A 26050-nucleotide genomic window follows, 5' to 3' on the forward strand; every position below is an offset into this window, starting at 1 on the left:
GGGGGGCCGTTGGGCCGGGTGGGCCCACCCAAAAAAAAAACCCCCCAACCCAACCCCCCCCCCCCCCCACCCCCCACGACGGGGCAATTCATGATCGAGGACGTTTTCAGGGGAAGCCCCAAGGAGACCGGTGAGAGCAATGAGACAGGGCGCTACAGGTACTCGATTTGAGCGCCCTCGGTGTCGCACGTCAGAATGTGCGTGTCGCACTTGGGGAACTGCTCACGCAGCTTGACCTGCAGGAATTTTGCCACGATGGTGTCGTCGGTCACAGCCATAAGGGTAGAGCCCGAACCGCTGATCCAGATGGTCTTGGCGCCGCCGTTAAGGCAGGTGTCGCGCACGGCGTTGTAGTCGGGAATCAGGCGACGACGATAGGGCTCCTGGATGCGGTCGTCATTGGCGGCGGCAATCAGGTCGAGGTCGCCGGCCTCCAGGCCTCGCGTCATGCCGGCGATACGGCCCATTTGCCATACGGCGGTGGAGAGCGGAATCTCCTGCGGCACGACCTTGCGCGCCTCGCTCGTGTGAACCTCGTAGGGCGGAATCACGGTAATAAAACGCAAGCGATCGCTTACCTCGTAGCGCAGGCACTGGGGGAGCGAATCGGTCGGCGTAAAGGAGCAGACGGCGCCGCCCAGGATGGCGGGAGCGACGTTATCGGGATGGCCCTCGACCTCGGTGGCAATGCGGACGAGCTCAGCGCGGTCGACGGTGTGGCCTGTCAGTGCGGCGGCGGCCATAATGCCAGCGACGACGCAAGTGGAGCTGGAACCCAGGCCGCGAGCGACGGGTACATCGGTTTGAATGTCGATGGCAACGGGAAAAGCCGGCTCGCCCCATGCGGCCAGCGCATCGACAAAGCTGACGTAGACCAGGTTGTTCTCGTTTTGGAACTCCTCGGGGCAGCCCGTGATGGTGAGCTTGTCAGCGCGCTCGAAGGTGAAGTGCGAGTAGAGGCTGACGGCCATGCCGAGGGTGTCGTAGCCGATGCCTAGGTTGGCGCTGGTTGCTGGGACGGTGATTTTGATCATGTGGGTCCTCCTGGCGTGCCTGGCTGTTTAGTTCGCTGCTTGGGCAGTCCTGCGCAAGACGGAAAGCACATTAAGGGCTTTCCTTTGCGTGCGGAACTCGCGACGAACTCAACAGCCAGGCACGCTGTGGGCGTTCGTCATCATCCCGGGGGTTATCTGATAAAAGAAGGTGCGCCGGCTTTCGCCGGCGCTTAATAAGGGTTTTAGTTGGTAGCCATCTTTTTTGCTGCAGACTCGACGTAGCCTGCCATCTCATCGACGTCGCAGACGTCTTCGAAGCGGACGGGTTTGGACTCGAGCTCGGCGAGCTGTGCCGGTGCGGCCGTATTGGTGGCCTGCTCGAGCACGCGCATGGCCTCAAAGTCGTCCTCGGGAACGTTGAGACCCAGAGCATCGCAGCAGGCACGCGGGAACTTGTAGGGGCTGGCGGTCGAAAGCAGCACACGGGCCTTGGCCCCCTCGGCGGGAGCGACCTTTTCAAAGACGTGATAGCCGCAAGCGGTGTGCGGGTCGATCACGTAGCCGTTCGCATCCCAGCAGCTCTTGATGGCAGCGCGCACCTCGTCCTCGCTGGCCCAGCCGCAGCCAAAGACGCTCTGAATCTTTGCCAGCAGGTCGGCGGGAACCTCATAGCAACCAGTCTTTGCCAGCTGCTCCATAAGGCCTGCAACAAGCTCGCAGTCGCCATCGGACAGGAAGTAGAGCATGCGTTCCAGGTTGGAGCTGATGAGGATGTCCATCGACGGCGAGATGGTCGTGAAGAACGGACGGTTGCGGTCGTAGACGCCGGTGGTCAGGAAGTCAGCCAGCACGTTGTTCTTGTCGCTCGCGACGACGAGCTTGGCGACGGGCAAACCCATGCGCTTGGCATAGTAGCCGGCCAGAATATCGCCAAAGTTGCCGGTCGGTACGCAGAACTCCACGGCGTCGCCGGCCTCGATGGCGCCGGCACGCAACAGCTGCGCATAGGCGGCAAAGTAGTAGACGACCTGCGGCACCAGACGGCCGACGTTGATAGAGTTGGCACTCGAAAGCACCGTTCCGGCGGCCTCCAAGCGCTCGGCAAGCTCCTTATCGGCAAAGATGCGCTTGACGGCACTCTGGGCATCGTCGAAGTTGCCGCGAATGCCGCAGACGGCGACGTTATCGCCTTCCTGTGTGGACATCTGCAGATTCTGCACGCGGCTGACTTTGCCTTCGGGATAAAAGACGGTGATGCCCGTGCCCGGAGCGTCGGCAAAACCGGCGAGTGCGGCCTTGCCGGTGTCGCCCGACGTGGCGGTGACGATCATGATGCGCTCGGCGCCGCCGTCCTTGGCGGAAGTGCGGGCCATGAGGCGGGGGAGCATCTGCAGGGCGACGTCCTTAAAGGCACTCGTGGGGCCGCCAAAGAGCTCCATCACATAGGTCTGAGGGGCGTCAGCGCCCGGCGCAGCGTCGAGTTTGACGAGCGGCGTAACCTCTTCACTCGCGAACGTGCCGCGATATGCCTCATTCACACAGGCCGAAATTTCTTCGCCCGTGTAATCATTCAGTAACATTCCCAACACATCTTGAGCGATTTCAAAGTACGATTTATCTGCAAGCGAGCTGATATCGACCTGCTGGGTGCCGAGCTCGTCCGAGACAAACAAACCCCCGTCGGGAGCGATGCCGGTGCGGATTGCCACCTTACTTGAGCACGATAAAGTGCGTCCTCGTGTACTATGATAAGTTCCCATATAACACTGCTCCTCGGATGCCTTGGTCCCAATCGGTGAAACCATGGTATCAGAGCGCGCAAAACAGGTTCGCAGAGGCTTTTAGAAAGGTAACCTCCAGCCCATGATTAAGATTGCCAAGTTTGGCGGCTCGTCGGTCGCCGACGCCGAACACTTTAAGAAGATCAAGGCCATCGTCGATGCCGACCCGGCCCGCCGTTTTGTGGTGGTTTCCGCCTGCGGTCGCCGCTTTAAGGGCGACACCAAGGTGACCGACCTGCTCTACCTGGTTAACGCGCACGTTAAGTATCACGTGTCGTGTGAGGAGCTGCTCGAGGACATTGGCCAGCGCTATTTTGATATCGCTGACGAGCTGGAGCTCACCTATCCCATCCGTGAGGAGTTCGCGGCCTTTGCCGAGCGCGCCCGCTCGGGCGGCTACTCCACCGAGGAGCTTGTGAGCCGCGGCGAGTACTTCACCGCTCGCCTGATGGCCGAGTACCTGGGCCTGCCGTTCCTGGACGCCGCGACGGTTGTGGCGTTCCATCACGACGGTACGCTCAGCATGAACCGCACCTCCGAGCTGGTGCAGGAGTACGGGCAGCAGGGCGGCTTTGTTATGCCCGGTTTCTACGGCGCGACGCGTGAGGGCCAGATTAAGCTGCTCGATCGTGGCGGCGGCGATATCTCGGGCTCGATCCTGGCCAAGTGTCTGGACGCCGACCTTTACGAGAACTGGACCGACGTCTCGGGCTTCTACTCTGCCGATCCGCGTATTGTTCCCGAGGCTCAGCCCATTGCGCGCGTTACCTACGAGGAGCTGCGCGAGCTTTCGTACATGGGCGCAAGCGTCCTGCACGAGGAGGCCGTGTTCCCCGTGCGCGAGGCGGGTATTCCGCTGGTCATCAAGAACACCAATGCGCCGCAGGACCCCGGCACCATCATTAGCGAGACGGCTGATGAGGGCGAGGCGGAGCCCATCATTACCGGCGTGACCGGCAAGCGCGGTTTTGTCGCCATCAACGTGGCCCGCGATCGCACCAAGCCCCGCGTCGGCTTTATGCGCCGTGCACTTTCGGTCTTCGAGCGCTATGACGTTTCCGTCGAGCACATGCCCACCGGCGTCGACCGCTTTGGCGCCGTGGTGCAGGAGCAGGATGTGCACGATTCGCTGTACTCGCTCGTGGGCGACATCCAGCAGGAGGTTGAGCCGCTCGAGATTGAGGTTGTCGAGGGCCTGGCGCTCATCGCGACCGTCGGTCGTAACCTGCGCGGCCGCGCAGGTATTTCCGGCCACCTGTTTGGCATGCTCGGCCAGGCTGGCGTGAGCGTGCGCATGATTTCGCAGAGCTGCGACGAGATCAACATCATTATCGGTGTCGAGGATAAGGACTTCGACCTGGCGATTCAGACCATTTACCGTGCCTTCTCCGACGAGAACGGCATTGTGAAGGTCTCCGATCTGGAGGCTCCTGCACCGATTGAACCCGCCCTGGCTGCCCTCCACAAATAGCGACCATTCCGGTAGATTTTTGGGATATGTCTAGAAATCTACCTTTTGGCGCATGAGTGGGTTTTGAGGCATGTTCCAAAAAATCTAGCGCGGGGCGTTTCGTTTCGGTTTCGTTTCGACGGGGTGGGTTTCGTGTCCGCCCCGTTCTTGTATACACTGGGCAAGAATATCCTGCCTGCTCGGCGTGCGGGCAAAAGCCACAACCTTTAAAGGGGGAAGCATGAAACAGTACACGGTTGCTATTTTGGGCGCGACGGGGGCCGTGGGCACCCAGATGCTCGAGTGCCTCAACGAGCAGGAGTTTCCGGTTGGCAAGCTCAAGCTGCTGGCGAGCGCGCGCTCTGCGGGCAAGACCGTCGAGTTCCGCGGTGAGCAGGTTGTTATTGAGGAGGCTTGCCCCGAGGCCTTTGAGGGCTGCGACATCGTACTCGGCGCTGCCGGCGACGATATCGCCAAGGAGCTGCTGCCCGAGGCCGTCAAGCGTGGCGCCGTCGTGGTCGACAACAGCCACGCCTTCCGTATGGATCCCGAGGTGCCGCTCGTCGTGCCCGAGATCAATGCCGACGACATCAAGTGGCATCACGGCCTTATCGCTAACCCTAACTGCGCAACCATCATCGGACTGGTTCCCACCTGGCCGCTGCACAAGCTTGCCGGCGTGAAGCGCATGATCGTCTCGACGTACCAGGCGGCTTCGGGCGCTGGTGCTCCCGGTATGGCCGAGCTCGAGGCCCAGCTGGCCGCCCTGGGTCGTGGCGAGGAGATTCCCGAGCCGCGCGCATTTGCCGCCCAGTTGGCGAGCAACCTGATTCCGCAGATTGGCGGCGTCAAGGAGGAGGGCTTTACCTCCGAGGAGATGAAGTTGCAAAACGAGGGTCGCAAGATTATGCACCTGCCCGAGCTGCGCGTGAACTGCACCTGTGTGCGCGTGCCTGTGCTGCGCTCGCACTCCGAGAGCATTACGCTCGAGTTTGAGCGCGACATTACGGTCGAGGAGGCCCGTGCTGCGCTGGCTTCTGCCCCGGGTGTCAAGCTGGTCGACGACCTGGGTGCCGAGGATGCGCACGACCGATTCCCCATGCCGATGGACACCTCCGACCAGGACCTGATTTGGGTCGGTCGCGTGCGCCGCGACATCTCGAACCCCGAGGCCGCGCGTGGCATCACCTTCTGGTGCTGTGGCGACCAAATCCGTAAGGGCGCGGCAACCAACGCCGTCCAGATCGCCAAACTGCTCTGCGAGTAGCGGTGGAACTGTCCGGCGGGGGCCGGACTTAGCTTTCAGAACGTCCTCGACCATGTGCGGCGCCTTGTCCTGCTCCTTCGGAGCTGCGGACAAGGCGCCGCACTGGTCTGCGGAGTGTTCTGAAAGCTAAGCCCGGCCCCCGCCTGCGGTGACTCGGCTGCGAGCGGCCTGCGATGGGGCCGTTGTTGGTTGGGGCCGCTGGGCTGATGTGAGGGCACGTGGCCGTTGCGGGCCCTGGTCCCGGCGGCGGCCTCGGCGCTTTGCGCCTGCCTCCTTTGGGGACTGCGGGGTCGTGACGGCAGCTGCGGCGCTTCGCGCCTGCTGCCTGAGGTGACTTTGGGGTTGGGGTGAATTGAAGTTGAATACTTTTCCCGAGAAGTGAACGACCTATTTTGGACCCCCGAAGCATTGGCATATTTTGACCGCTATTTCCTGCGGTTTTGCTGCGCGAATCCTGCGGTTTTACGGTCTAAAGGTGTGGATGCTCCGGGGCCTCGTTTTTACTCGTTCACTTCTCGGGAAAAGTATTAGAGCTCAGCTGGCATGGGTACCGCTCTGGCGTCGAAGCCCCGCGTCTTCTTCTCTTGATTGGGGAAAGCGGCCTCGCTTAAACAATTACGAGCCTGCCCGGGCGTATCAGACAGGTTGTCTGCACAATTCGCGGTATTATGGTGCGGAGTTTTGAAAGGAGCCGCTGGTGGTCACGACGACGTTTGCTTCGCCTTTGGGCGAAATCCTGCTTGCCGCTGATGGCCGCGGTCTGACGGGGCTTTGGTTTGAGGGGCAGGAGCACTTTGGCTCCACGCTTCTCCGGGAAGACTCCGAACATGTTGAAGGGGCCGATGCGGTTTCCGGTGCTGGTGGCATGTCGTCGGCGAGTCCGGCTCATGGTGCGGCTTCTTCGGTGCTTGAGCGTTCGTGGGCTTGGCTGAATGCTTATTTTGCAGGGCAGGAGCCTCTGTATACGCCGCCGTTGCATATGATCGGTACGGCGTTTCAGCGTGAAGTTTGGTTTGAGCTGCTTTCTATTCCGCGTGGTGAGGTCGCCACGTATGGCGAGATTGCGGCTCGTATCGCCGCCCGCCATCGGGTGCCGGGGAACGAGGATCCCGTTGTGTCTCCTCGTGCGGTGGGGGCTGCGGTCGCTCGCAACCCTATTTCGATTATCGTGCCGTGCCATCGCGTGGTTGCCGCCGACGGCGCGCTTAACGGATATGCCGGCGGGCTCGATCGCAAGGAGTGGCTGCTTCGGCTTGAGGGCGCGTACGAGGACTAGCGCTCGAACACTTTGCATAGCCAAGATGCCGTGAAAGAACGGGACACGCTTTCCGAATGGAGACTCAGACGGAAACCACGTCCCGGAATTCCGTTTTAAAGCGGGATGCGCTTTCCGAATGGCGTCCCAAGCGGAAACCGTGTCCCGGAATACAGCCTCAGAGTGGGACGCCGTTTCCGGTTGAGACCACCTGCTTGGACATCTTTCTACGCTCGCTCTTGTAGGGCGTAGATCGACTTATCCATGTTGAACAGGTAAGCCACGACGCAGACAATAAAGAACATCGGCAGATTACCAAAGCCGAAGACTTCGCAGCCAATAAGGATGGGTGCGAGCAGCGTATTGGTGGCGCTGCCAAAGACGGCTGCGTAGCCCAACGCGGCGCAGAACTCGGCGGGCATGCCGAGAATCCCGGCGAGTACGACACCCAGGCTGGCTCCGATGGAAAACAGCGGCGTCACCTCACCGCCCTGATATCCTGCGGCAAGTGTGGCGATGGTGAGTACGAATTTGAGCGCCCAGTCCCAAGGCATGATGGCGACCTTACCGTTACCGTTGAGCGCCGCCGATATCAGGTTGGTGCCAAGGCCGCAGTATCGACCCTGCCACAGTGCGAACAGAATCGCCGATAGCGCGATGCCGATAGCGGCGATGCGCGCATAGGGGTTGGGGAGCAGCCGCGCCGCAAGGGTCTTGGCATGGGCAAGGCACCAGGCAAAGGCACCGCCTACCATGCCAAACGCGATGCCTAGTACCGCAAGCCGTCCAAGACCGGGGAGATCAAACGCGCATGAGGCGACAACGGCGACCTCGAACTTCTCGAGTCCCAGGGCACCGGAGGTCATACTTGCGGCGAGCGAGGCTGTAAGCGCGGGAAACAGTGCGCGGTATTCCATGCGTCCTGCGACCAGTACTTCGATAGCAAAGACCGTGGCAGCAAGGGGCGTTCGAAAGAGCCCGGCAAAGCCGGCGGCCATGCCGATAAGCAAAAACGTGTTGCCGGGGTCTCGGAAAGGTAGACGTCGGCCGATCCAATGTGAGACGGTTGCACCGATCTGCACGGCCACGCCCTCGCGTCCCGCACTGCCGCCAAAGAGGTGCGTCCCCCACGTGCTCAGCATAATGAGCGGCACCAAGCGCGGCGAGATGGCGTCCTCACGCCCGTGGCCTACGTCGAATACCAGGCTCATGCCGCGGTCGGTGCCCTTGCCCCAAGCGCGGTAGGCAAACACGATGGCAAGGCCCATAAGGGCGAGGAAGGGGAGGAGCAGGGTGATGTGTTCGTCGCGGAAGGCGCCGATCGCCAAAAGCACGCGTCCAAAGAGCGCGCAGATGGCGCCAACGATGATACCGACGGGGATTCCGACGGCACCCATAAGCACAAGACCGCTATAGGTGTTGAGCAGACGTTTGATTCTGCTCGATGCGCTGCTTTCCGACACTTCTCCTCCAAAACAAAAAAGACTCCTGCCGCAGCGTGATGCCTAGGGGCATCACGTAACAGCAGAAGTCATCAGCAACAAGGCGGTTTAGGGTAACGCGGCAGCTTGGCTGGCGCACCCAACGGAGACATTCATTCCGCAGTGGCATCATAGCGGTGGATACGGTTTGGGTCAAATGGTTGCCGTGGACAGTCCTGGTGCCTGCCCGCACCCCTCGTTTCCCCATATAAAACCTGCCAAAATAAACCTGTCCCTTTTTGGTCGGTGCGAAATGGGTAATACTAAAGAGTTATCCGACCAGATGGGAATTAATCGATGGCTTATATCGAATTCAAGGACGTCGTCAAAGCATACGGCGAGGGTGATGCCCGCATTCACGCGCTCGATGGCGCGAGCTTTACGGTCGAGCGTGGCGAGCTCGCCATCATTTTGGGTGCTTCGGGTGCCGGCAAGACCACGGCGCTCAACATTCTGGGCGGCATGGATACGGCGACTTCCGGCACCGTAACGGTGGATGGGCGCGATGTGAGTTCCGCCAATGAGGCGCAGCTCGTGGAATACCGCCGCGCCGACGTCGGCTTTGTCTTCCAGTTCTATAACCTGGTTCCCAACCTGACGGCGCTCGAAAACGTCGAGCTCGCGGCGCAAATCTGCCCCGATTCGTTCGATGCCGAACAGACACTTCGCCAGGTTGGCCTGGGCGAGCGCCTCGCCAACTTCCCCGCGCAGCTTTCGGGCGGCGAGCAGCAGCGCGTGTCCATCGCCCGCGCACTGGCCAAGAATCCCAAGCTGCTTCTGTGCGACGAGCCCACGGGCGCGCTCGACTACAAAACCGGCAAGCAGATCTTGCAGTTGCTGCAGGACACCTGTCGCAAGCAGGGCATTACGGTCATCATCATCACGCACAACTCCGCGCTCGCGCCCATGGCCGATCGCCTGATCTGCTTTAAGAGCGGTCGTGTGGAGAGCGAGACGGTCCAGCAAAATCCCGTGCCTATCGAGACGATCGAGTGGTAGCGCCCATGGACCAAGATCGCCAAAACAGCCAAAACCACGATACGGAGCACGTGGGTCACGATCGGGAGTTCGCGACCTACCGTACCGCTCAAAGCTCAAATGATATGGCGCCGACGGTTTTTCGCCGTGGCATCTCCCGCACAATCCGAGGCAGTCTTAAGCGCTTCCTATCTATCGTGGTCATTACCGCGCTCGGCGTGAGCGTGATGTGCGGTCTTAAGGCGGGCTGCGAGGATCTGCGCGATTCGGTCGACGTCTATTTTGACCAGCAGAATGTCTATGACATTAACGTGCAGTCGACCTATGGCCTTACGCGCGACGATCTTGTGGCTATCCAAGAGGTCGACGGCGTCGAGACGGCCGAGGGCATCTACACCGAGACCGCCTACACCGCCGTGGGTACCGCGCGCGAGCGTGTAGTCGTGCAGAGCTTTTCCAGGAAGAATATCGATCAACCGGTGCTGGTGAGCGGCGATTTGCCCGAGAGCGCCGGCGAGGTCGCGGTGACTTCGAAGTTCCTGAAGGCTTCGGGCAAAAAGCTCGGCGACACGGTGAGTTTTGCCGCCAATGACGCGAGCTCGTCGAACCAAAGCGCCAAGGACCAGTTTGCCGCGGGTGATTACACCATTACGGCCGAGGTCCTCGATCCTACTGATGTGAGCTCCGACTCGACAGTCAACGCCTTTCGCGCTGCTTCGGCTGCGGACTATAAGTTCTATGTGAGCGAGGATGCCGCGACATCTTCTTCCTACTCCGCGGTCCACGTGATCGTCGAGGGAGCCAAGAACCTCAACTCCTATTCAGATTCCTACACGACAAAGATCAACGAGGTCAAGGGTAATATCGAGAAGATTCGCGACGAGCGTGAGAAGGTGCGCGCCCAAGAGCTGACGGTCGACGCGCCGGCAAGCTTGGATGCCTCCGAGCGCCAGGCGAATATGCTCTTTGGGATTGAGCAGGACAACATCAACCGCATGCCCCAGGGCAGTGAGGAGCGCGATCGGGCTCAGGCCGATTTGGACCAGCGCCGCGCCGCCACCGACCAGCAGTTTGCCGATGCACGCGCCGAGCTTTCCGATCTGGGCGAATGCACTTGGTACATCCAGGATCGCGGTAACATCGCAAGCTACTCAAGCGTCGAGAGCGACAGCTCTTCGATTGAGGCCATCGCCACGGTTTTCCCATTTATTTTCTTTGTCGTAGCCGCGCTCATCAGCCTTACCACCGCTACTCGTATGGTCGAGGAGGAGCGCACGCTCATTGGCTTATACAAGGCGCTCGGCTATTCACGCGGGCGAATCCTGTCCAAATACGTGGACTACTCGCTGTGGGCATGTCTGTTCGGCGGCGTACTCGGCAACATCTTCGGATTTGTGGGGTTGCCGCTGTTCCTGTTTACGGTGTTCGATGACATGTACTCACTGCCCCAGATGCTGCTTTCGTACGACATCGTGTCCTCGATCGTCTCGGTGGCGCTGTTTGCCGTGGGCGTGGTGGGTGCCACGATTATCGCCTGCCGCCACGAGATGGCCGAGACCCCAGCCTCGCTTATGCGTCCCAAGGCCCCGCGAGCCGGCTCGCGCATCTTGCTTGAGCGCATCGGCTTTATTTGGCGCCGCATGGGCTTTTTGAACAAGGTGGCAGCGCGTAACCTGTTCCGCTACAAAAAACGTGCCTTTATGACCATCTTCGGTATCGCCGGCTGCACGGCGCTCGTGATCTGCGGTATGGGCATCCGCGATACGACGGTGGCGCTTTCGCCCAAACAGCACGGGCACATCACGCGCTATGACTTGCTGGTGGTCGCCAATCCCGATGACTATGCTCAGACGTGTGCGGCGCTGGAAGAGCGTAGCGCGGCCAGCGACTCCGGCGTGCGCGTGACCTCGACCCTGCCGATTATGACCGACAACGTCACCTTTACGTTTGGCGGTAAGAGCGAGACCGTACAGCTCATTGTGATTCCCGACGACCGCACGAATGACCTGGACGATTACGTGCGCCTGGAGGATGAGTCCAAAGAACCGCTCGCCCTGCGTGACGGGGACGTGTATTTAAGCAAGAGTTCACAGCTGGTGCTGGGGATTCAGCCGGGCGATACGGCGCAGGTCCAGGATTCGTCGCTCAATGTTACCAAGGTCAAGGTTAGCGATATCTCGCTCAATTATCTGGGCAACACACTTTATATGACGCAGGGCACCTATGAGCGCGCGTTCGGCCGAAGCGCGCGTCTTAACGGCATCTTTGTGCTGCTTAAGGGCTCGTCGACCGACCAGATTGCGTTTAGCAAGAAGCTTAAGAGTGACGGTTGGCTTACGATTTCGAGTACGGCCGAGCATTGGGAGAACAATGAGGCGATCTTTACGATTACCAATTCGGTCGTAGTGCTTGTGACCTTTATGGCGGCGTGCCTGTCGTTTGTGGTGGTGTTTACGCTGTCTAATACGAATATTTCGGAGCGCGAACGCGAGCTGGCGACCATCAAGGTGCTGGGCTTCCGCCGTGGCGAGGTGCACCACTACGTCAATAAGGAGACGTTGATCCTTACGGCGATTGGCACCGCACTGGGCGTGCCGCTGGGTGGCCTGCTTGCCGAGAGCTTTACGTACGTTCTTCAGATGCCGTCGCTGTACTTTGATGTTGAGGTCGAGCCGCTGAGTTTCGTGTTCGCTGTGGTGCTTTCGTTTGGCTTTACGATTATTGTCAACCTCGCCACCAACCGAACCCTCAACAAGATTGACATGGTCGGTGCCCTCAAGAGCGCCGAGTAACCTGTTCTTGGATTCAAGTTGTAGCGAGCTGTGACGTGCCGCAGTCGCTTTATTGCATAAACCGCCCCGCAGAATGCATATTTTGGCGGGGCGGTTGCTTTTTACCCGCAGGTACCCCCAGGGGCGGCGTGCAAATTCCGGAGAATTCAGCATTCCGGAGTCCACGAGTATGGGAGCGGGCGCACAAAACTGCGCTGAAAGCCCTGATTCTGAGCTCCCAACGCCTCAAGAGCCGCTCGTTTTTACAAGATGCGGCCCATGGCGCCTGCCTTTCGCCCAAAATTCAGTATGCAGGCACCCTCGGCTGCTGAAAACTCCCAAAAATGCACGGCGCCTCCTGCCCTAGGCACCCGCAGCAAGAAGACGAATAGCCTCGGCGAGCATGTAAACGCAGGGCCCTCCGACCCCGACCGACGATTTCGATTGGCGACCTTTGACGGAGTCAAGGGAGGAGCCAAATCGAAATACGTCGGGCGGGGTCGGAGGGCCCGATGGGATGGATTTCGGCCGAGGCTATTCGTCGCCGAAGCTGATGCCCAGCGCCTTGGCCTCGCGTACCAGGTCGCTCTGGGGATCGACAAACTTGAGCTTGCCGGCGACCTCCTCGAGCGGCATGTGGCACATCTTGCCGTCACGCAGGGCAATCATGTAGCCAAACTCGCCGCGTAGGCAGCCCAGTGCCGCCTCGACGCCGCACTGGGTCGCAAAGATGCGGTCCTGGGCGTCGGGCTGACCGCCGCGCTGCGTGTGGCCGGGGATGGCGACGCGGGTCTCGCGACCGGTCTTGGCCTCGATTTCCTTGGCAATGTCGTAGACAATCGACGGACTCGTGCGCTCGGCGAGCTTCTTCTTGTACTCCTTCTTGGGCAGCGCCGCGTCCTCCTTGGAGATAGCGCCCTCGGCGACGGCCACGATCGTAAAGCGGCTGCCGGTCTCCATGCGATGCTCGATGGTCTTGATGACGTTACCCATGTCGTAGGGAATCTCGGGAATCAGGATGACGTCCGCACCGCCCGCGACGCCAGCGTACAGCGGGATCCAGCCAACCTTGTGGCCCATGATCTCGATAACGAACACGCGGCCGTGACTCGAGGCGGTGGTGTGGATGTCGTCGATGCACTTGGTGGCGACGTCGATGGCGCTCGTAAAGCCAAACGTCATTTCGGTGCCCCAGGTGTCGTTATCGATGGTCTTGGGCAGAGCGATAACGTTGAGGCCCTCTTCGCGCAGGCGGTTGGCGGTCTTGGTGGAGCCGTTGCCGCCCAGCATAAACAGGCAGTCGAGTTGCAGCTTGTGATAGGTGTGGACCATCGCGGGCACCTTCTCGACGCCGTCGGCCTCGGGAATGTCCAGGCGCTTGAACGGCGTGCGGCTCGTGCCCAAAATGGTGCCGCCGCGGGTAAGGATGCCGCTAAAATCGGCGGGTGTCATGACGCGGAACCTGCTGTAGATAAGGCCCTGGTAGCCGTCCTCAAAACCATAGATCTCGATAGGTTCTTCGCTATTGGTCATAAGCGTTTTGACGATGCCGCGCATGGTGGCGTTGAGCGCCTGACAGTCGCCGCCGCTGGTAAGAAGACCGATCCTAAGCATGATGAATCCTTCCGGGCAAGTTATAACATGCGCATAAGTTTACCCCCGCACACTGTTGATACGGGGGTAAAACGTGTTAGCTCAAGCGTATAGAAATGTAAACAACGTCAGGCGAGCGTAAGGTCGACGGGCCTAGCTCCTTACAGTGCGAAGACGTCGACGTCGCCCCAGTGGCGGCGCAGCGCAATAGCGGCGGCGGGTTCGGTATTGTCAAAGACGACCGACCATTGCGTATTGCTGGTGATGTCTTCCGGATTGGGCTCTTGCGCTGCGGCGCGCAGGGCTTCCCAGGCAATCGTTTCGTCCTGGGCACCGACATGGGCGTCAAGGACATCGGCGATTGCGATGGCGCGCTCTTTACCATGGCCCAGTTCGCCGTTCTTTTGGTTGGGCAGCACTTCGTCGCCATAGCAGGGGTAGAAGTTCGTAACCTGGCGTACAGGAGTCGCTTTGAAAGCGCGGTCCGGATCGTGCGGATCCCACTCTACTACGCGCGCGTCACCGGTGGCGTCGTTGATAAAGAAGTGATAATCGCGTCCTGCCATGGCGTGCATATCGTAGGCGGAAAGCAGGTCGACAGCTTCTTGTGTGGTGGCGGCACGGTCGAGTACCAGACGGATGGCGAGCGAGGTATTGATGACAGGGCGTTGCGTGTCCTGGTCACAGGGCTTGGAATCCAGGGTGAGCACGGCAACGGACACGCCGCATTCGTTAACACCGTCGAGCTGGGCAAACGGACCCATGAGTGCGGCGGCGCGTCCGGCGACGGAGTCAAGCGGAGTGTTATCGCCCAGGTTGTTAAGGGCGGCAAACCCGATGGAGGCATAGCCGCCGCGTGGGTGATTGCGCACCAGCAGCGCCGAGGTGTCGTCCTTAAAGTCGTAATTGCGACCGGTGCGCACGCGGCCTTCGGCATCTACGGCGACAAAAGCGCTGCAGGCAAACTGGGGAGCCTGGACATGTGCCGGCACACCGGGCAGCACCTGCGCCACCACGGCATCGATGTAGGCCTGGTCGTCGCGCACGCCAGCGGCGATGATGCGATCAAGATCGTAGTCGTAGGCGATGTCGATTGCGTACAGGTCATAGCCATCCGCGTAGCCGGTCAAGCGTTTGAGCGACGCGGCGGACTTGATTTGCTTGCGGTAAACGATACCGGTGGCAGCGGCAAGGCCGACGGCGACTCCCGCGACACCGCAGGCGATGGCAATGTTACGTGGCTTCATGACGGCTCCTCTCGTCCTGTTGGCGTAATTATCGCAAAAGGAGCGCGGGCATGATGGCTCAACCTGGTGAGCGGCACGGGATTAAACATGGAATGAAGAGTGCGGCGCTGGCGTGGCGGGGTATGCTGGAGGGGACCATCAACCCAGCGAAAGGGGAGAGCATGACGGATCAGGAAACGCCCGAACGCGCGCATGTGACGGCCGACGATATCGAGGCCGCCAACGACCTTATCGACTTTATCGAGGCGTGCCCCAGCATGTTCCATACGGCGGCGACCATTATGGCCGAGCTCGACGAGGCGGGCTTTACCTACCTGCCCGAGAATGCGGCGTGGGACATCGAGCCGGGCGGGCGTTATTACACGCAGCGCAACACCTCGAGCGTTATCGCCTTTAAGGTGGGCGAGGACCTGGCCGCGACGTGGGGCGAGGACGGCGTTGCCGGCGACTATCATTTTCAGCTCACGGCGTCGCACAGCGATTCTCCGACGTTTAAGGTCAAGGCCGTGCCCGAGCTTGACGGCGCGGGCGAGACGCTGCGCCTGAACACCGAGGCCTATGGCGGCATGATCGACTACACCTGGTTCGATCGCCCGTTGGCGCTGGCTGGACGCGTGCTGGTGCGCGAGGGCGACCGTATTGAGAGCCGCCTGCTTGCCACCGAGCGCGAGGTCGCTATCATTCCGAGCCTTGCTATCCATATGAACCGTGGCGTCAATGAGGGCTTTGCACCCAACCGCGCTGTCGACCTGTGCCCGCTCATCAGCGCCGGCGAGCTTAAGCAGGGCGACTTTGATGCTCTGATCGCCGACGAACTGGACGTCGAGCCCGAGCAGATTTTGGGCCGCGATCTGTTTCTGGTCAATCGTCAGGACGCGCGCATTTGGGGCTGGGCCGACGAGTTTATCTCGACGCCCAAGCTCGACGACCTAGCCTGTGCCTACACCTCGCTGCAGGCATTTTTGAGTGCCGAGAATGCGCATGACATCTCGGTCTTTTGCTGCTTCGACAACGAGGAGGTTGGCTCCGAGACCAAGCAGGGCGCCATGTCGACGTTCTTGGCCGATGCGTTGCGTCGCATTAACGGGTCGCTGGGCTTTGATGACGAATCGTATCACCGCGCGCTTGCCGCCTCGATGCTCGTGAGCTGCGACAACGCGCACGCCGTGCATCCCAACCACGCCGAGAAGTGCGATGCCTACAACCAGGTCGTGCTCAACGGCGGTATCGTCATCAAGGAAGCCGCCAACCAGCACTACTGCACCGATGCCTTTAGCCGCGCAGTGTTCCAGGCCATCTGCGATGACGCAGACGTGCCCACGCAAGCCTTTGCCAACAAGAGCGATATGGCGGGTGGCTCCACGCTCGGCAATCTGTCCAATATGCAGGCGAGTATGCACGCCGTGGACGTGGGCCTGCCGCAGCTGGCCATGCACTCGAGCTACGAGACCGGTGGTGTGCGCGACGTGATGTACGCGATTCGTGCCCTCACGGCTTTCTACGAGCGCGACCTAAACATCAACGGTGCCGAAAGTGTGGAGCTCTAAAACCTGCCAAAAAAAGGACGGGTTTATTTTGGCAGGTTTTATCTGGGCAAATGCCGCAATGTCAACGGTAAGACGGAGCTGCTAAGGCTTGCAGATGAAGCCGACGCCAGCGGAACCGCCGCAGGTAGAGCAAAAGTCAGCGAGAGCCCGCCGTTTGAGCCAAGGTGCCGTGAAATGAAAAGGCGCTGACCTTCTGGTCGCGCCTTTGAAATTGAACGGCAGATTGGCCAAACGGCGGGCTCGCAGCGTCGAGGGGTTCCGGCGTTTGGTAAAACGCCGGAACAATCTAATGCTCAATCCAACAACGTAAAGTTTCGCCGGCCTGCAGGTGACGCAGATTCTCCGCGGCGATGTCGACCACGTTATTGAGCGTGGCGGCCAGGTGGAACCAGCCCGAGACATGCGGCGTGATGAGCATGTTGGGTGCATCCCACAGCGGGCTTGTGGCGGGCAGCGGCTCGGGATCGGTGACGTCGACCGCGGCGCCGGCGAGATGTCCCGATTCCAGAGCGGCAACCAGGTCGTCGGCGACCACAAGATCGCCGCGGCCGCCGTTGGCAAAGAACGCGCCCGGTTTCATCGCGGCGAAGAACTCGGCGTTCGCCAGACCGCGGGTCTCGGGCGTGCTGGGCATAAAGGATGCGACGATGTCGGCCTCTGCCAGGCGCTCAGACAGGGCATCCATGCCGTCCATGTCCTCAAACACAATGGGGTAGACGAGCGGATGGCGCTTGATGCCGCGGACATGCGCACCCATGCTGCGGCAGAGCGTGGCAAAGTGGCCGCCGATATCGCCTGCGCCCAGCACCAGCACGTTGGCGTTTTTGAGCGAGGCGACCGGCCCCAAATCCTCCCAGCGATGCTCGCGCTGCAAGTCGTGATAGCCGGGCAGGCGCTTCATCATGGAAAGGACCATGGCAAACATGTGCTCGCTCACGGCCTGACCGTAGGCGCCGATCGAGCAAGACAGCTTGGCTTCAGCCGGCACGGTGCCGGCGGCAAGGTAGTCGTCATAGCCGGCGGTCTGCAATTGTAACAGCTGGAGATGGTCGCATGCCGTGAGCATGTCAGGGTCGATGTTGCCCAGGATCACGTCGGCATCGGCGACCTGTTCGCGCGTGATATCGCCGGCGCTCGTGTAGATAAAATCCTCGCCCGGAGCGCTCGACTCAAGAATTGCACGATGGCGGTCGTTGACGGGCAGCAAAACCAGGATGTTCACAAGCATTCCTCTCCGCTCAACCTGCCAAAAAGGGACAGGTTTATTTTGGCAGGTTTTATCTGGCAAAACGTTCAAATAAAACGCCGGAGGCAAGACGAGCGTGCCCGTCAGCATCTGGCGCATCTACGGCTACCAGCTCAGCAGATCGTAGCCGTCCTCGGTCACCACGAGCTGTACCTCGCACTGGGCCGAGTCGCTGCCGTCCTTGGTGCGCACGCACCACCCATCGCCCTTGCTAATCTTAATGTCGGGTGCTCCGGCGTTGACCATGGGCTCGATAGTAAAGACCATGCCCGGAACCATGATAGTGTCCACGTCGGGCGCCTCGGTGGTAAAGCCCACAAACGGGTCCTCGTGGAACTCCTTGCCAATGCCGTGGCCACCGTACTCGCGCACCACGCTAAAGCCGGCGTCCTCGACCGTCTTTTGTACGGCCTCGGCCATCACGGAGAGCGGCAGCCATGGCTTGACGGCTGCCAGACCCGCCTCCACGCTGGCGCGGGTGACGTCGACCAAGCGCTGGCGCTCGGCCGAGACCTTGCCGATGCAGAACATGCGGCTCGAGTCGCTAAAATAGCCGTCTAAGATCGTTGAGCAGTCCACGTTGATGATGTCGCCCTCGTGCAGTACGTCCGTATCGCAGGGAATGCCGTGGCAGACTACGTCATTGATCGAGGTGCACACGCTCTTGGGGTAGCCCTCGTAGTTGAGGTCGGCCGGCGTTCCACCATGCTCGACGGTGTAGTCGTAGATCATCTGGTCGATCTGGTTGGTGGTCATGCCCGCGGTGATATGCTCATCCACATAATCGAGCACGCCCACGTTGATGGCGGCCGAGCGCTTGATGCCCTCGATATCGGCAGGCGTCTTATAGAGCGTACGGGGCAGGACGTTCCAGCCCTCTTCCCACAGGCGCTCGAGGCGCTCATCAAAGGAGCTGTGACATTTCTTGTATTTTTTGCCGCTGCCGCACCAGCAAGCGTCGTTGCGGCCAGGCACGGGTCCATTGTCAAACATGGCTAACTTCCTTTCATCCGAGGCTAGTATAGCCCACCCGCAGAGCAGCTAATTTGGGACGGGGCTTTTTTGACTGCTTTTGTCCGCGCGGCCTTGCGCCGCCCATATCGCTCCCAAAAGCAGTCAAAAAAGCCCCGTCCCAAATTAGCTGCTCTTGGGCAGACGGGTGCTAGTAACTCACCTGGCAGGGGATGCCGAGGGCTTGGACGCGCGCGGCAATGGCGTCGAGCGCCTCGGGAGCCGCTTTAGCAAGGCCGGCGACTGGTGTCTCGCGCGCCACCGTGTAGATGGTCGCCTCCTGCGGACGAATGCGCTCGAGCGCCGCAAGCCAAGGGCCGACGTATTCGTCGCCCGTGTTGTCAATAGACTTGCCTTGGTACTCGCCGGTTAGGAATAGCGTCTGAATGATAACGTGGCCCTCAAAGCTCGCGAACGTCTCAATCTGGTGCTCGACGTCGTAGGGACCAACGGGCTGGTCGAGCAGCTGGATAAATGCCGGATCGACCGTATCGAGCTTGAGGATGTTGTCGTCGACCATCATGAGCGCATCATGCACCTGGGGACGGTCGGCGCGCGTGCCGTTGGAAAGCACGGCAATCTTGGTGTTCGGGGCCAACTGGTCGCGAAGCGCGACAGCGCCGGCGATAGCCTGCGGGAACTCCGGTGCGGCGGTGGGCTCGCCGTTGCCGGCAAACGTGATTACATCGGGCAGCTCACCCTCGACTGTCATCTCGCGTAGTTTGGCTTCGAGTGCGTCGAGCACCACGGCAGCCGTGTTGTGTGGCTCGTGGCAGGGGCGTTCGGCGTTGAGTCCGTTTTCGCAGTAAATGCAGTCAAAGGTGCAAATCTTGCCGCTGGCAGGCATCATGTTGACGCCGAGCGAGAGTCCAAGGCGTCGGCTGCGGACGGGCCCAAAGATGGGGCTGGCATTCAAAAACGTAGACATAGGCATATGCTCCTCGGGACAGTTGCACTTAAGCATAGCATTGGCCCCCGTGCCAATCGCGGGTCTGGACACTGTTGTCTAAGCCGAAACTGTGCAGCCTGGTGAGTTTTCGGAACCCTATCATGAAAGGGTGCGAGTCGGGTACAGTAAACGCATTTAAGTATGCGCAACATGGCGCCAGACTGTCCAAGTCGCACCTCGGTGCGGCCTATGGCGTTGACGATAGGATCACAACATGGATTTTACGGTCGAAAATGCGGGCACCACGATTGCCTGCCGCGAGTATGCCGGCCCGGATGTATCGTCCGATGCGCCCGCCTTGGTGTGCGTGCACGGTGCGTGCGTCGACGGCACATTTTTTGACGGCATCGCCCGCGAGCTCGCCTGTGGCTATCGCGTCATTGCCTATGACCGCCGTGGTTGCGGCGAGAGCGACGATGCGGCAGACGGACGCTACGATCTGGCAGTTCAGGCTGCCGACCTGCGAGCTGTTATCCAACATGCCGGCGCCCCGGCAAATGTCCTCGCGCACAGCGCTGGCACGCTCGTTGCCCTTGAGCTCCTTCATGCGGATGCGGCGGCAGTATCGTCTGCGATTTTGCATGAGCCGGCCGTGACAGGCGAGGGCGTTGGCTTGGGCGCAGCCCCGGTTTTGCTCGAGATGGTTGCGGCGGGAAAGGTCTCCAGGGCGTTACGGGCCTTCCTTGGCGCCATCGGCGATTCGGACCCTGAGGCCCCCAAGTTAACCGAGGCAGAAGCCAAACATGCCCTGCGCAACGGCCGCAGTTTCATGGCAAACGAATACGGGATTACTATGACCTGCGTTCCCGATTGGGATAGCGTTCGCGCGTCGAAAACGGTGGCCGCCGTGCTCTTGGGTGAACTCTCGATTGGCACGCCCCGCGAGGCGGGCACGAGGATGGCGGCTGAGCTTTTGGACTGTCCACTCGTAATGGTTCCCGGCGCGCACAACGGCCTGCGCGATCGCCCGGCAGCGGCTGCCCAGACTGTTCGTGGCATCCTGGGGCTCTAGCGCTTGCAATAGCCGAAACAGCCTTCACCCGCAAACGTTTCGGCCGTGTTAACAAATGTGCTCAAAACCTCACGTCTGCGGCTTCAATCGCGTCGCCTGCCAACTCATAAAAATGTAACAGCATTCACGTGCTTACCTGCATCGGCAAGGTGTTACCCTTGTAACACTTGGAACCCATCGCTACCATGCGAAACTATCGAAAGGGCCCCATATGCTCAATAGTCACGAGGCCAATCTAACCGACGAGGAGGCTGCCGCTGAGGTCGCCCGCGTCGCGAAGACCTACCCCGTGGTGCGTTTGCTGTCGGCCGATCAGATTAAGAGCGAGCCTAACTGCTTGCTCGCCGGCGATCGCTGCCCTTGTCTGCGTCAGTCGAGTCTTGAGGCCTTGGCAGATTCGGGTGAGGTGTCGGAGCAACTGCTCAACGATGGTGTTGAGTACCGCGCCCGTCTGCGCCCTCTAAAGGTCGAGGGTGAGCCTCACGTCTTGCTGATGGTGCGTCCGATTGATGAGCAAGAGGCCACAGAAGAGGACCTTGTCTACACCGACGTGCTGACGGGCGTGCGCAATCGCCGATATTACGAGGAAAAGCTCCGTAGCGCCCGCATGAATGCCGGCGTTGCGATGATCGACCTTGATGATTTTAGGGTCGTCAATGATACGTGTGGCCGTCATGCCGGCGACCTTGCGCTCGGTGCTGTGGCGACAGCCATACGCAGCGGAATCCGTTCGACTGACGAGCTTGTGCGCTATGGCTGCGACAAGTTTGTGGTCGTCATGCCCAATATTCCCTCCGATGACTTCACCCGTCGCCTGCATCAGGTATCCGATGCCGTTCATGCCACGATTATTTCGGGCCATGAGTACGTGAGCTTGACGGCATGTGTTGGTGGCGTTCGCATTCATGGCGAGACAGTCGATGAGGGCGTTGGCCGCGCTGTCCAGTTACTGAGCCACGCTAAGACAAAAGCCGGTACGGTCGTGACCGATGCCGATTCCATCGAGGCCTTCCAAAGCCAAAAGCCCCTGGTGCTGATTGCCGACGATTCCAAAGTGAGCCGGTCCATCCTCGGTGAGATGCTCAAGGACGACTATCGCATTCTAGAAGCCGATAGCGGTCGCGCCACGCTCGATGCGGTTGACCGTTATGGTGGCGACCTGTCCCTCGTGCTGCTCGATATTGTCATGTCGGACATGAGCGGCTGTGAGGTGCTGGCCGAGCTTTCGCGTCAGGCAGCCCTCGATAGCCTACCTGTTATTATGATCTCGAGCGAAGACACCGACGACGTGGTGTTACGTGCTTACGATTTGGGCGCCTCGGACTATATCAGTCGCCCGTTCGATGACCGCATTGTGCGTCGTCGCGTCAACAATATTATTCGACTGTATGCCAAACAGCGTCGTCTGACGAGTCTGCTGTCGCAGCAGTACAATGCGCGCGTCAATAACAGCCGTATACTCGTCGACATCATGGCGAGCGTCATGGAAGTCCGTAATGGCGAAAGCGGCAGGCATGTCACGCATATCGAGAAGTTGACTGAGCTGCTGCTTGGCGACTTGGCGCGACGGAGCGACAAGTACTCTCTTGGCAACGAGGAGCGTTCTTCGATTGCGTTGGCGTCGGCGCTGCACGATATCGGCAAGATGTCGATCGACGATGCGATTCTCAACAAGCCCGGACGTCTGACGCCCGAAGAGTGTGAAATAATGAAGACGCATACTACCATTGGCGCCGACATGCTGCGCAATCTGGGCAGAAACCATGAAGGAAGTGCCCTTTTGGACTATGCGTACCAAATCGCCCGCTGGCATCATGAACGTTGGGATGGTACGGGCTATCCTGACGGTCTTAAGGGCGACGATATCCCCATTGCCGCTCAGGTGGTCTCGGTGGCCGATGTGTACGATGCGTTGACGAGCGTACGTGTGTACAAGGACGCCATTTCGCAAGAAGAGGCGATTCGGATGATTCTGGACGGTGAGTGCGGCGCTTTCAATCCGCTGCTTATCGAGTGTCTGCTCGAAGTGCGCGATCGCATTGCCGAGACGCTGGAGCGCCCTGCGGACGTTGTCGCGTTCCCTTCGGTTTAAGCTAGGCAAAGGGACGCCCCGTCGGACCATGTGGCCGGCGGGGCGTCCTTATCTGTTGTGCGGTTCGCGAACTAGCGGGCCTGCTTTACCTTGGCCGCCGCCTGGACAAACGACTTCCACAGGTTAAAGTCGGTCTCGAGCGTCTGCCAGGTGTACTCGGGATGCCATTGCACGCCCAGGCAGAAAGGCTGGCCTTCGACTTCGATGCACTCGGGAACGCCGTCGGTTGCCTTGGCGACCAAGCGCGTGCTCTTACCCAGACGCTCGACGCAGCAGTGGTGTGCGGAGTTGGTCTGGATAAGCCTGTGCCCGCCAACCGCGCGCTCCAGAAGCGAGCCCGGCACGACCTCGACGGGATGCACAGGGTCGTTGAGCACGTGGGTATGGCGCCACTGTGTGCGCCCCTCGCGAGCGCCCAGGCTCGGTACGTCCATGCACAGGGTGCCGCCGGTGGCGACATTGAGCAGCTGCGTGCCGCGGCAGGTGGTAAAGAGCGGCTTTTTGGCGCGGAGCACCTCGTCGACCAGCTTAAACTCAAAGCTATCGCGGATCTCGCAGCAGAGGGTGGGGTCGTAGGGTCGATCATCGCCCCAACGTTTGGGATTGACATCGGGGCCGCCGGGAATGGCGATGCCGTCGGCGATATCGACGTAATGACGGATGACCTCAATGTCCTCGGTGATGGACATCTGCAGCGGCAGGCCGCCGGCGGCAAGGATGGCATCGACAAAGACACTGGCGATTTCCTCGTTGGGGGAGAGTGTCTCGCTTAAAAACGGCTTTGCCTCTTCCCAACGCGGCGCGACGAGGATGAGCGGACGGTCGGAGGGGGCAACGTCGACGTGCGGGGTATAGGACGAGGAAGTACGTGTTCCGATCATGGGTGCTGCTTTCGAATCTGAAGGTGACAGGGCGCATGAGAGACGTGGGACAACACTTTCAATGGATTTGTCCCACGGGGTTGCTGGTTAGTGGCCCTTGATGGAGTTGAGGAAGTCCTGGGCGCGCTTGGTCTGGGGGTGGTCGAAGAACTCGTCGGGCGTGCCGGTTTCCACGATTTGGCCGTCGGCCATAAACACGACGCGATCGGCCACGCGGCGGGCAAAGTTCATCTCGTGCGTAATGACGATCATCGTCATGCCCTGCTGGGCCAGACGGACCATGACCTCGAGCACCTCGTTGATCATCTCGGGGTCAAGGGCGCTCGTGGGCTCATCAAAAAGCATGGCCTTGGGTTGCATGGCAAGCGAGCGGGCGATGGCTACGCGCTGCTGCTGGCCGCCCGAGAGCTGTGCGGGCACCTTATCGGCCTGTTCGGCAACGCCCACGCGGCCCAGCAGGTCCATGGCGCGCTCGCGGGCCTCGTCCTTGGAGACGCCCAGCACGTCGACCGGTCCCAGCATGACGTTCTGCAGCACGGTCATATGTGCGAACAGGTTGAACTGCTGAAACACCATGCCCAGCTCGGCACGCATACGGGCAAGGTCCTTGCCTTCCTGCGGCAGGGGCTCGCCTTCGATGAGGATCTCGCCCGAGTCGATGGTTTCCAAGCGGTTGATGGTTCGGCACATGGTCGACTTGCCCGAGCCCGAGGGGCCGATCACGACGACGACCTCGCCGCGGTCGACCGAGAGATTGATGTCGTTGAGGACGTGCAGATCGCCATAGTGCTTATCGACGTGCTTGAGCTCGATCAGCGGCTGACTGCCGGTGGAAGAGGTGCTCTGTGCCATGGTGCTCGGCTCCTTATGACTGGAAATGGTAAAGCGTTAGCGGATGATGGTCGCGCCGGTCTTGTGCGAAACGTAGACAGCGGCCTTGTTGATCGCGACGTTGATGAGGATGTAGATGACCGCGATTACCAGGTAGACCGACACGAGGGCGTCGTAGTTGGTAATGAGCACGCGGGCATTTTGCATGAGGTCGGGGTAGCTCACCACGTAAGCGACGGTGGTGTCTTTGACTACGACCACAAGCTGCGAAATCAACGACGGAATGATAAACCGAATCGCCTGCGGCAGCACGATTTTAAAGGTGATTTTAGCTTTGGAGAGACCGAGCGCTTGGGCTGCCTCGATCTGGCCGCGCGGCACGGCGTTGACGCCCGCGCGAAAGATCTCGGCCAGCACGCCGGCTGCAGCGAGCGCGACGGGGAGCGTGAGCATCCAAAACGACGGCAGCGCAATTTTGTACTGAGGCAGCACCAAAAAGAAGAAGTAGATGAACAGCAGGCTCGGTACGCCGCGGAAGAAATCGGTGAGCACGCGGCAGACCAGCTGCAGCGGTTTAATGTCGCTGGTGCGGCCGAGCATAAGGGCTAGGCCCAACACCAGCGCGATGGCGCCAGCGGTGAGTGCGACTTTAACGGTGCCCTCAAAGCCGGCAAGCAGGAACTTCCAGGTGGTGAGGTGCGTAAAGAAATACCAATAGTGGACCGAAAGCTGACCGGTCACATAAAAGCGCTGCAATACGAGGACGACGAGCGCGGCGACGGCAACAAGCGAGATGGCGGTGCCGATGCGAATCTTGGCACGCATCTTGGGGCCGGGGGCCTCGTAGAGCGCATCGCGCATGGTGAGCGCGGAGGTGGAATGCTTGCTCATCGGAGGATCCTCACCTTCTTATCGATGTAGTTGCCAATGTGGCTCACCACAAAGGCCGTGCCCAGATAGCCGAGCGCCGAGATAAAGAACGCGGCGACGCCGCCGAGCGAGCGCGTGTTGATGTAGCTCACCACGCCGGTGAGCTCCTGCGGTTGAAGCGGTACCTGGCTGCCGAGTGCGGTGGTGAGCATGACGGCGATAAAGAGGTTGGTCATGGGCAGTACGCTCGAGCGCAGCGCTTGCGGAATCACGATCTTGGCGAGGATGCGGCTGAAGCTCATGCCGAGCGAGCGAGCGGCTTCCACCTGGCCGACGCCGACGGTGTTGATGCCGCTCATAAAGTTCTCGGAGCCAAAGGCCGAGCCCAAAAGGACCGTGGCGACGATAACGCAGGTGCGGTAGGGCAGGACGACCTTGAGCGGCGGCAGCGCATAGACGACGATGATAAGCAGCGCGATGCCGGGGATGTTACGGAAGACCTGAACATACAGGTCGCCAAAAATGCGCAGCGGCTTGAGCGGCGACACGCGCATCACGGTGACGGCGACGGCCAGCACCATGGCGATGGCAAACGACTCAAGCGTCATGCCCCAGGTTGCTAGCAGCGCGTCGATATAGTTCTGGCCATAGAGCGACCAGAGCTCGGAGAGACTCATGCGGACCTCCCGCCGATAAGGAAAGGGGCTCCCGTGTGTACGGAAGCCCCGACAACTCAGTGTGGAAACAGTTTAGCGCAATAAAGCGCATCGTGCGTTTCCGTATGGTTTCGTAG

General features: G+C 60.3%; 20 protein-coding genes. 8 read left to right on the forward strand and 12 right to left on the reverse strand.

Annotated elements, in window-relative coordinates; all coding sequences use genetic code 11:
* Positions 1-152: 152 nt before the first annotated feature.
* Both thrB and thrC read right to left on the reverse strand, forming a co-directional pair.
* Positions 153-1034, reverse strand: a complete 882-nt coding sequence (gene thrB / locus ACTQ48_RS00005) for a homoserine kinase (protein ID WP_441569821.1) — start codon at positions 1032-1034, stop codon at positions 153-155.
* 203 nt (positions 1035-1237) lie between these two features.
* On the reverse strand, positions 1238-2755 hold the full coding sequence (gene thrC, locus ACTQ48_RS00010) for a threonine synthase (protein ID WP_441569822.1): 1518 nt from the start codon (positions 2753-2755) through the stop codon (positions 1238-1240).
* 103 nt (positions 2756-2858) lie between these two features.
* Between thrC and ACTQ48_RS00015 the strand changes: the two genes are divergently transcribed.
* From ACTQ48_RS00015 to ACTQ48_RS00025, 3 genes are all read left to right on the forward strand, one after another.
* Complete coding sequence (locus ACTQ48_RS00015) at positions 2859-4247, forward strand: aspartate kinase (RefSeq protein WP_154514910.1); 1389 nt, start codon at positions 2859-2861, stop codon at positions 4245-4247.
* 220 nt (positions 4248-4467) lie between these two features.
* A complete protein-coding gene (locus ACTQ48_RS00020) occupies positions 4468-5493 on the forward strand; it encodes an aspartate-semialdehyde dehydrogenase (RefSeq protein WP_154514908.1) in 1026 nt (341 codons plus the stop codon).
* A gap of 697 nt (positions 5494-6190) precedes the next feature.
* Entirely contained in the window at positions 6191-6769 is a 579-nt protein-coding gene (locus ACTQ48_RS00025; RefSeq protein ID WP_441569823.1) for a methylated-DNA--[protein]-cysteine S-methyltransferase, read from the forward strand.
* Positions 6770-6975: 206 nt separating this feature from the next.
* On the opposite strand, the gene ACTQ48_RS00030 is transcribed toward ACTQ48_RS00025, so the two are convergent.
* Complete coding sequence (locus ACTQ48_RS00030) at positions 6976-8211, reverse strand: chloride channel protein (protein WP_441569824.1); 1236 nt, start codon at positions 8209-8211, stop codon at positions 6976-6978.
* Positions 8212-8526: 315 nt separating this feature from the next.
* Here ACTQ48_RS00030 and ACTQ48_RS00035 point away from each other — a divergent pair, with 315 nt between their 5' ends.
* Positions 8527-9228 (forward strand): ABC transporter ATP-binding protein, encoded by a 702-nt coding sequence (locus tag ACTQ48_RS00035; protein WP_427718202.1) that lies wholly within the window; start codon positions 8527-8529, stop codon positions 9226-9228.
* A 5-nt stretch (positions 9229-9233) separates the two neighbouring features.
* Positions 9234-11999: an FtsX-like permease family protein gene (locus ACTQ48_RS00040; RefSeq protein ID WP_441569825.1), complete on the forward strand. Its 2766-nt coding sequence runs from the start codon at positions 9234-9236 to the stop codon at positions 11997-11999.
* A 513-nt stretch (positions 12000-12512) separates the two neighbouring features.
* Here the strand turns inward: ACTQ48_RS00040 and ACTQ48_RS00045 are convergent.
* Positions 12513-13592, reverse strand: a complete 1080-nt coding sequence (locus tag ACTQ48_RS00045; RefSeq protein WP_154514896.1) for a 6-phosphofructokinase — start codon at positions 13590-13592, stop codon at positions 12513-12515.
* A gap of 140 nt (positions 13593-13732) precedes the next feature.
* Positions 13733-14818: a carcinine hydrolase/isopenicillin-N N-acyltransferase family protein gene (locus ACTQ48_RS00050; RefSeq protein ID WP_441054930.1), complete on the reverse strand. Its 1086-nt coding sequence runs from the start codon at positions 14816-14818 to the stop codon at positions 13733-13735.
* Positions 14819-14979: 161 nt separating this feature from the next.
* Between ACTQ48_RS00050 and ACTQ48_RS00055 the strand changes: the two genes are divergently transcribed.
* On the forward strand, positions 14980-16365 hold the full coding sequence (locus ACTQ48_RS00055; RefSeq protein ID WP_441555070.1) for a M18 family aminopeptidase: 1386 nt from the start codon (positions 14980-14982) through the stop codon (positions 16363-16365).
* A gap of 286 nt (positions 16366-16651) precedes the next feature.
* On the opposite strand, the gene ACTQ48_RS00060 is transcribed toward ACTQ48_RS00055, so the two are convergent.
* The 3 genes from ACTQ48_RS00060 to ACTQ48_RS00070 form a co-directional block, all read right to left on the reverse strand.
* Positions 16652-17593, reverse strand: a complete 942-nt coding sequence (locus ACTQ48_RS00060) for a D-2-hydroxyacid dehydrogenase (RefSeq protein WP_441559395.1) — start codon at positions 17591-17593, stop codon at positions 16652-16654.
* 123 nt (positions 17594-17716) lie between these two features.
* Positions 17717-18604, reverse strand: coding sequence for a type I methionyl aminopeptidase (map, locus tag ACTQ48_RS00065; RefSeq protein ID WP_441569826.1), 888 nt, complete (start codon positions 18602-18604; stop codon positions 17717-17719).
* A 169-nt stretch (positions 18605-18773) separates the two neighbouring features.
* Entirely contained in the window at positions 18774-19550 is a 777-nt protein-coding gene (locus ACTQ48_RS00070) for a radical SAM protein (protein WP_441569827.1), read from the reverse strand.
* A gap of 235 nt (positions 19551-19785) precedes the next feature.
* Between ACTQ48_RS00070 and ACTQ48_RS00075 the strand changes: the two genes are divergently transcribed.
* Together ACTQ48_RS00075 and ACTQ48_RS00080 are read left to right on the forward strand one after the other, a co-directional pair.
* Positions 19786-20583 carry an alpha/beta fold hydrolase gene (locus tag ACTQ48_RS00075; protein ID WP_441569828.1) on the forward strand — a complete coding sequence of 266 codons (798 nt, stop codon included), beginning with the start codon at positions 19786-19788 and terminating at the stop codon, positions 20581-20583.
* A gap of 211 nt (positions 20584-20794) precedes the next feature.
* Complete coding sequence (locus tag ACTQ48_RS00080; protein ID WP_441569829.1) at positions 20795-22675, forward strand: diguanylate cyclase; 1881 nt, start codon at positions 20795-20797, stop codon at positions 22673-22675.
* 71 nt (positions 22676-22746) lie between these two features.
* On the opposite strand, the gene ACTQ48_RS00085 is transcribed toward ACTQ48_RS00080, so the two are convergent.
* The 4 genes from ACTQ48_RS00085 to ACTQ48_RS00100 all read right to left on the reverse strand — a co-directional run bounded on the left by ACTQ48_RS00085 (position 22747) and on the right by ACTQ48_RS00100 (position 25934).
* Complete coding sequence (locus ACTQ48_RS00085) at positions 22747-23556, reverse strand: gamma-glutamyl-gamma-aminobutyrate hydrolase family protein (RefSeq protein WP_441563277.1); 810 nt, start codon at positions 23554-23556, stop codon at positions 22747-22749.
* A gap of 87 nt (positions 23557-23643) precedes the next feature.
* Positions 23644-24408 carry an amino acid ABC transporter ATP-binding protein gene (locus ACTQ48_RS00090; protein ID WP_441569830.1) on the reverse strand — a complete coding sequence of 255 codons (765 nt, stop codon included), beginning with the start codon at positions 24406-24408 and terminating at the stop codon, positions 23644-23646.
* 36 nt (positions 24409-24444) lie between these two features.
* Positions 24445-25278 (reverse strand): amino acid ABC transporter permease, encoded by an 834-nt coding sequence (locus ACTQ48_RS00095; protein WP_441569831.1) that lies wholly within the window; start codon positions 25276-25278, stop codon positions 24445-24447.
* Positions 25275-25934, reverse strand: coding sequence for an amino acid ABC transporter permease (locus tag ACTQ48_RS00100; protein ID WP_154514877.1), 660 nt, complete (start codon positions 25932-25934; stop codon positions 25275-25277). Before ACTQ48_RS00100 ends, ACTQ48_RS00095 begins: the two co-directional genes overlap by 4 nt.
* Positions 25935-26050: the final 116 nt, after the last annotated feature.

Source organism: Collinsella sp. Sow4_E3, assembly GCF_052116285.1.
Taxonomy (GTDB): Bacteria; Actinomycetota; Coriobacteriia; order Coriobacteriales; family Coriobacteriaceae; genus Collinsella.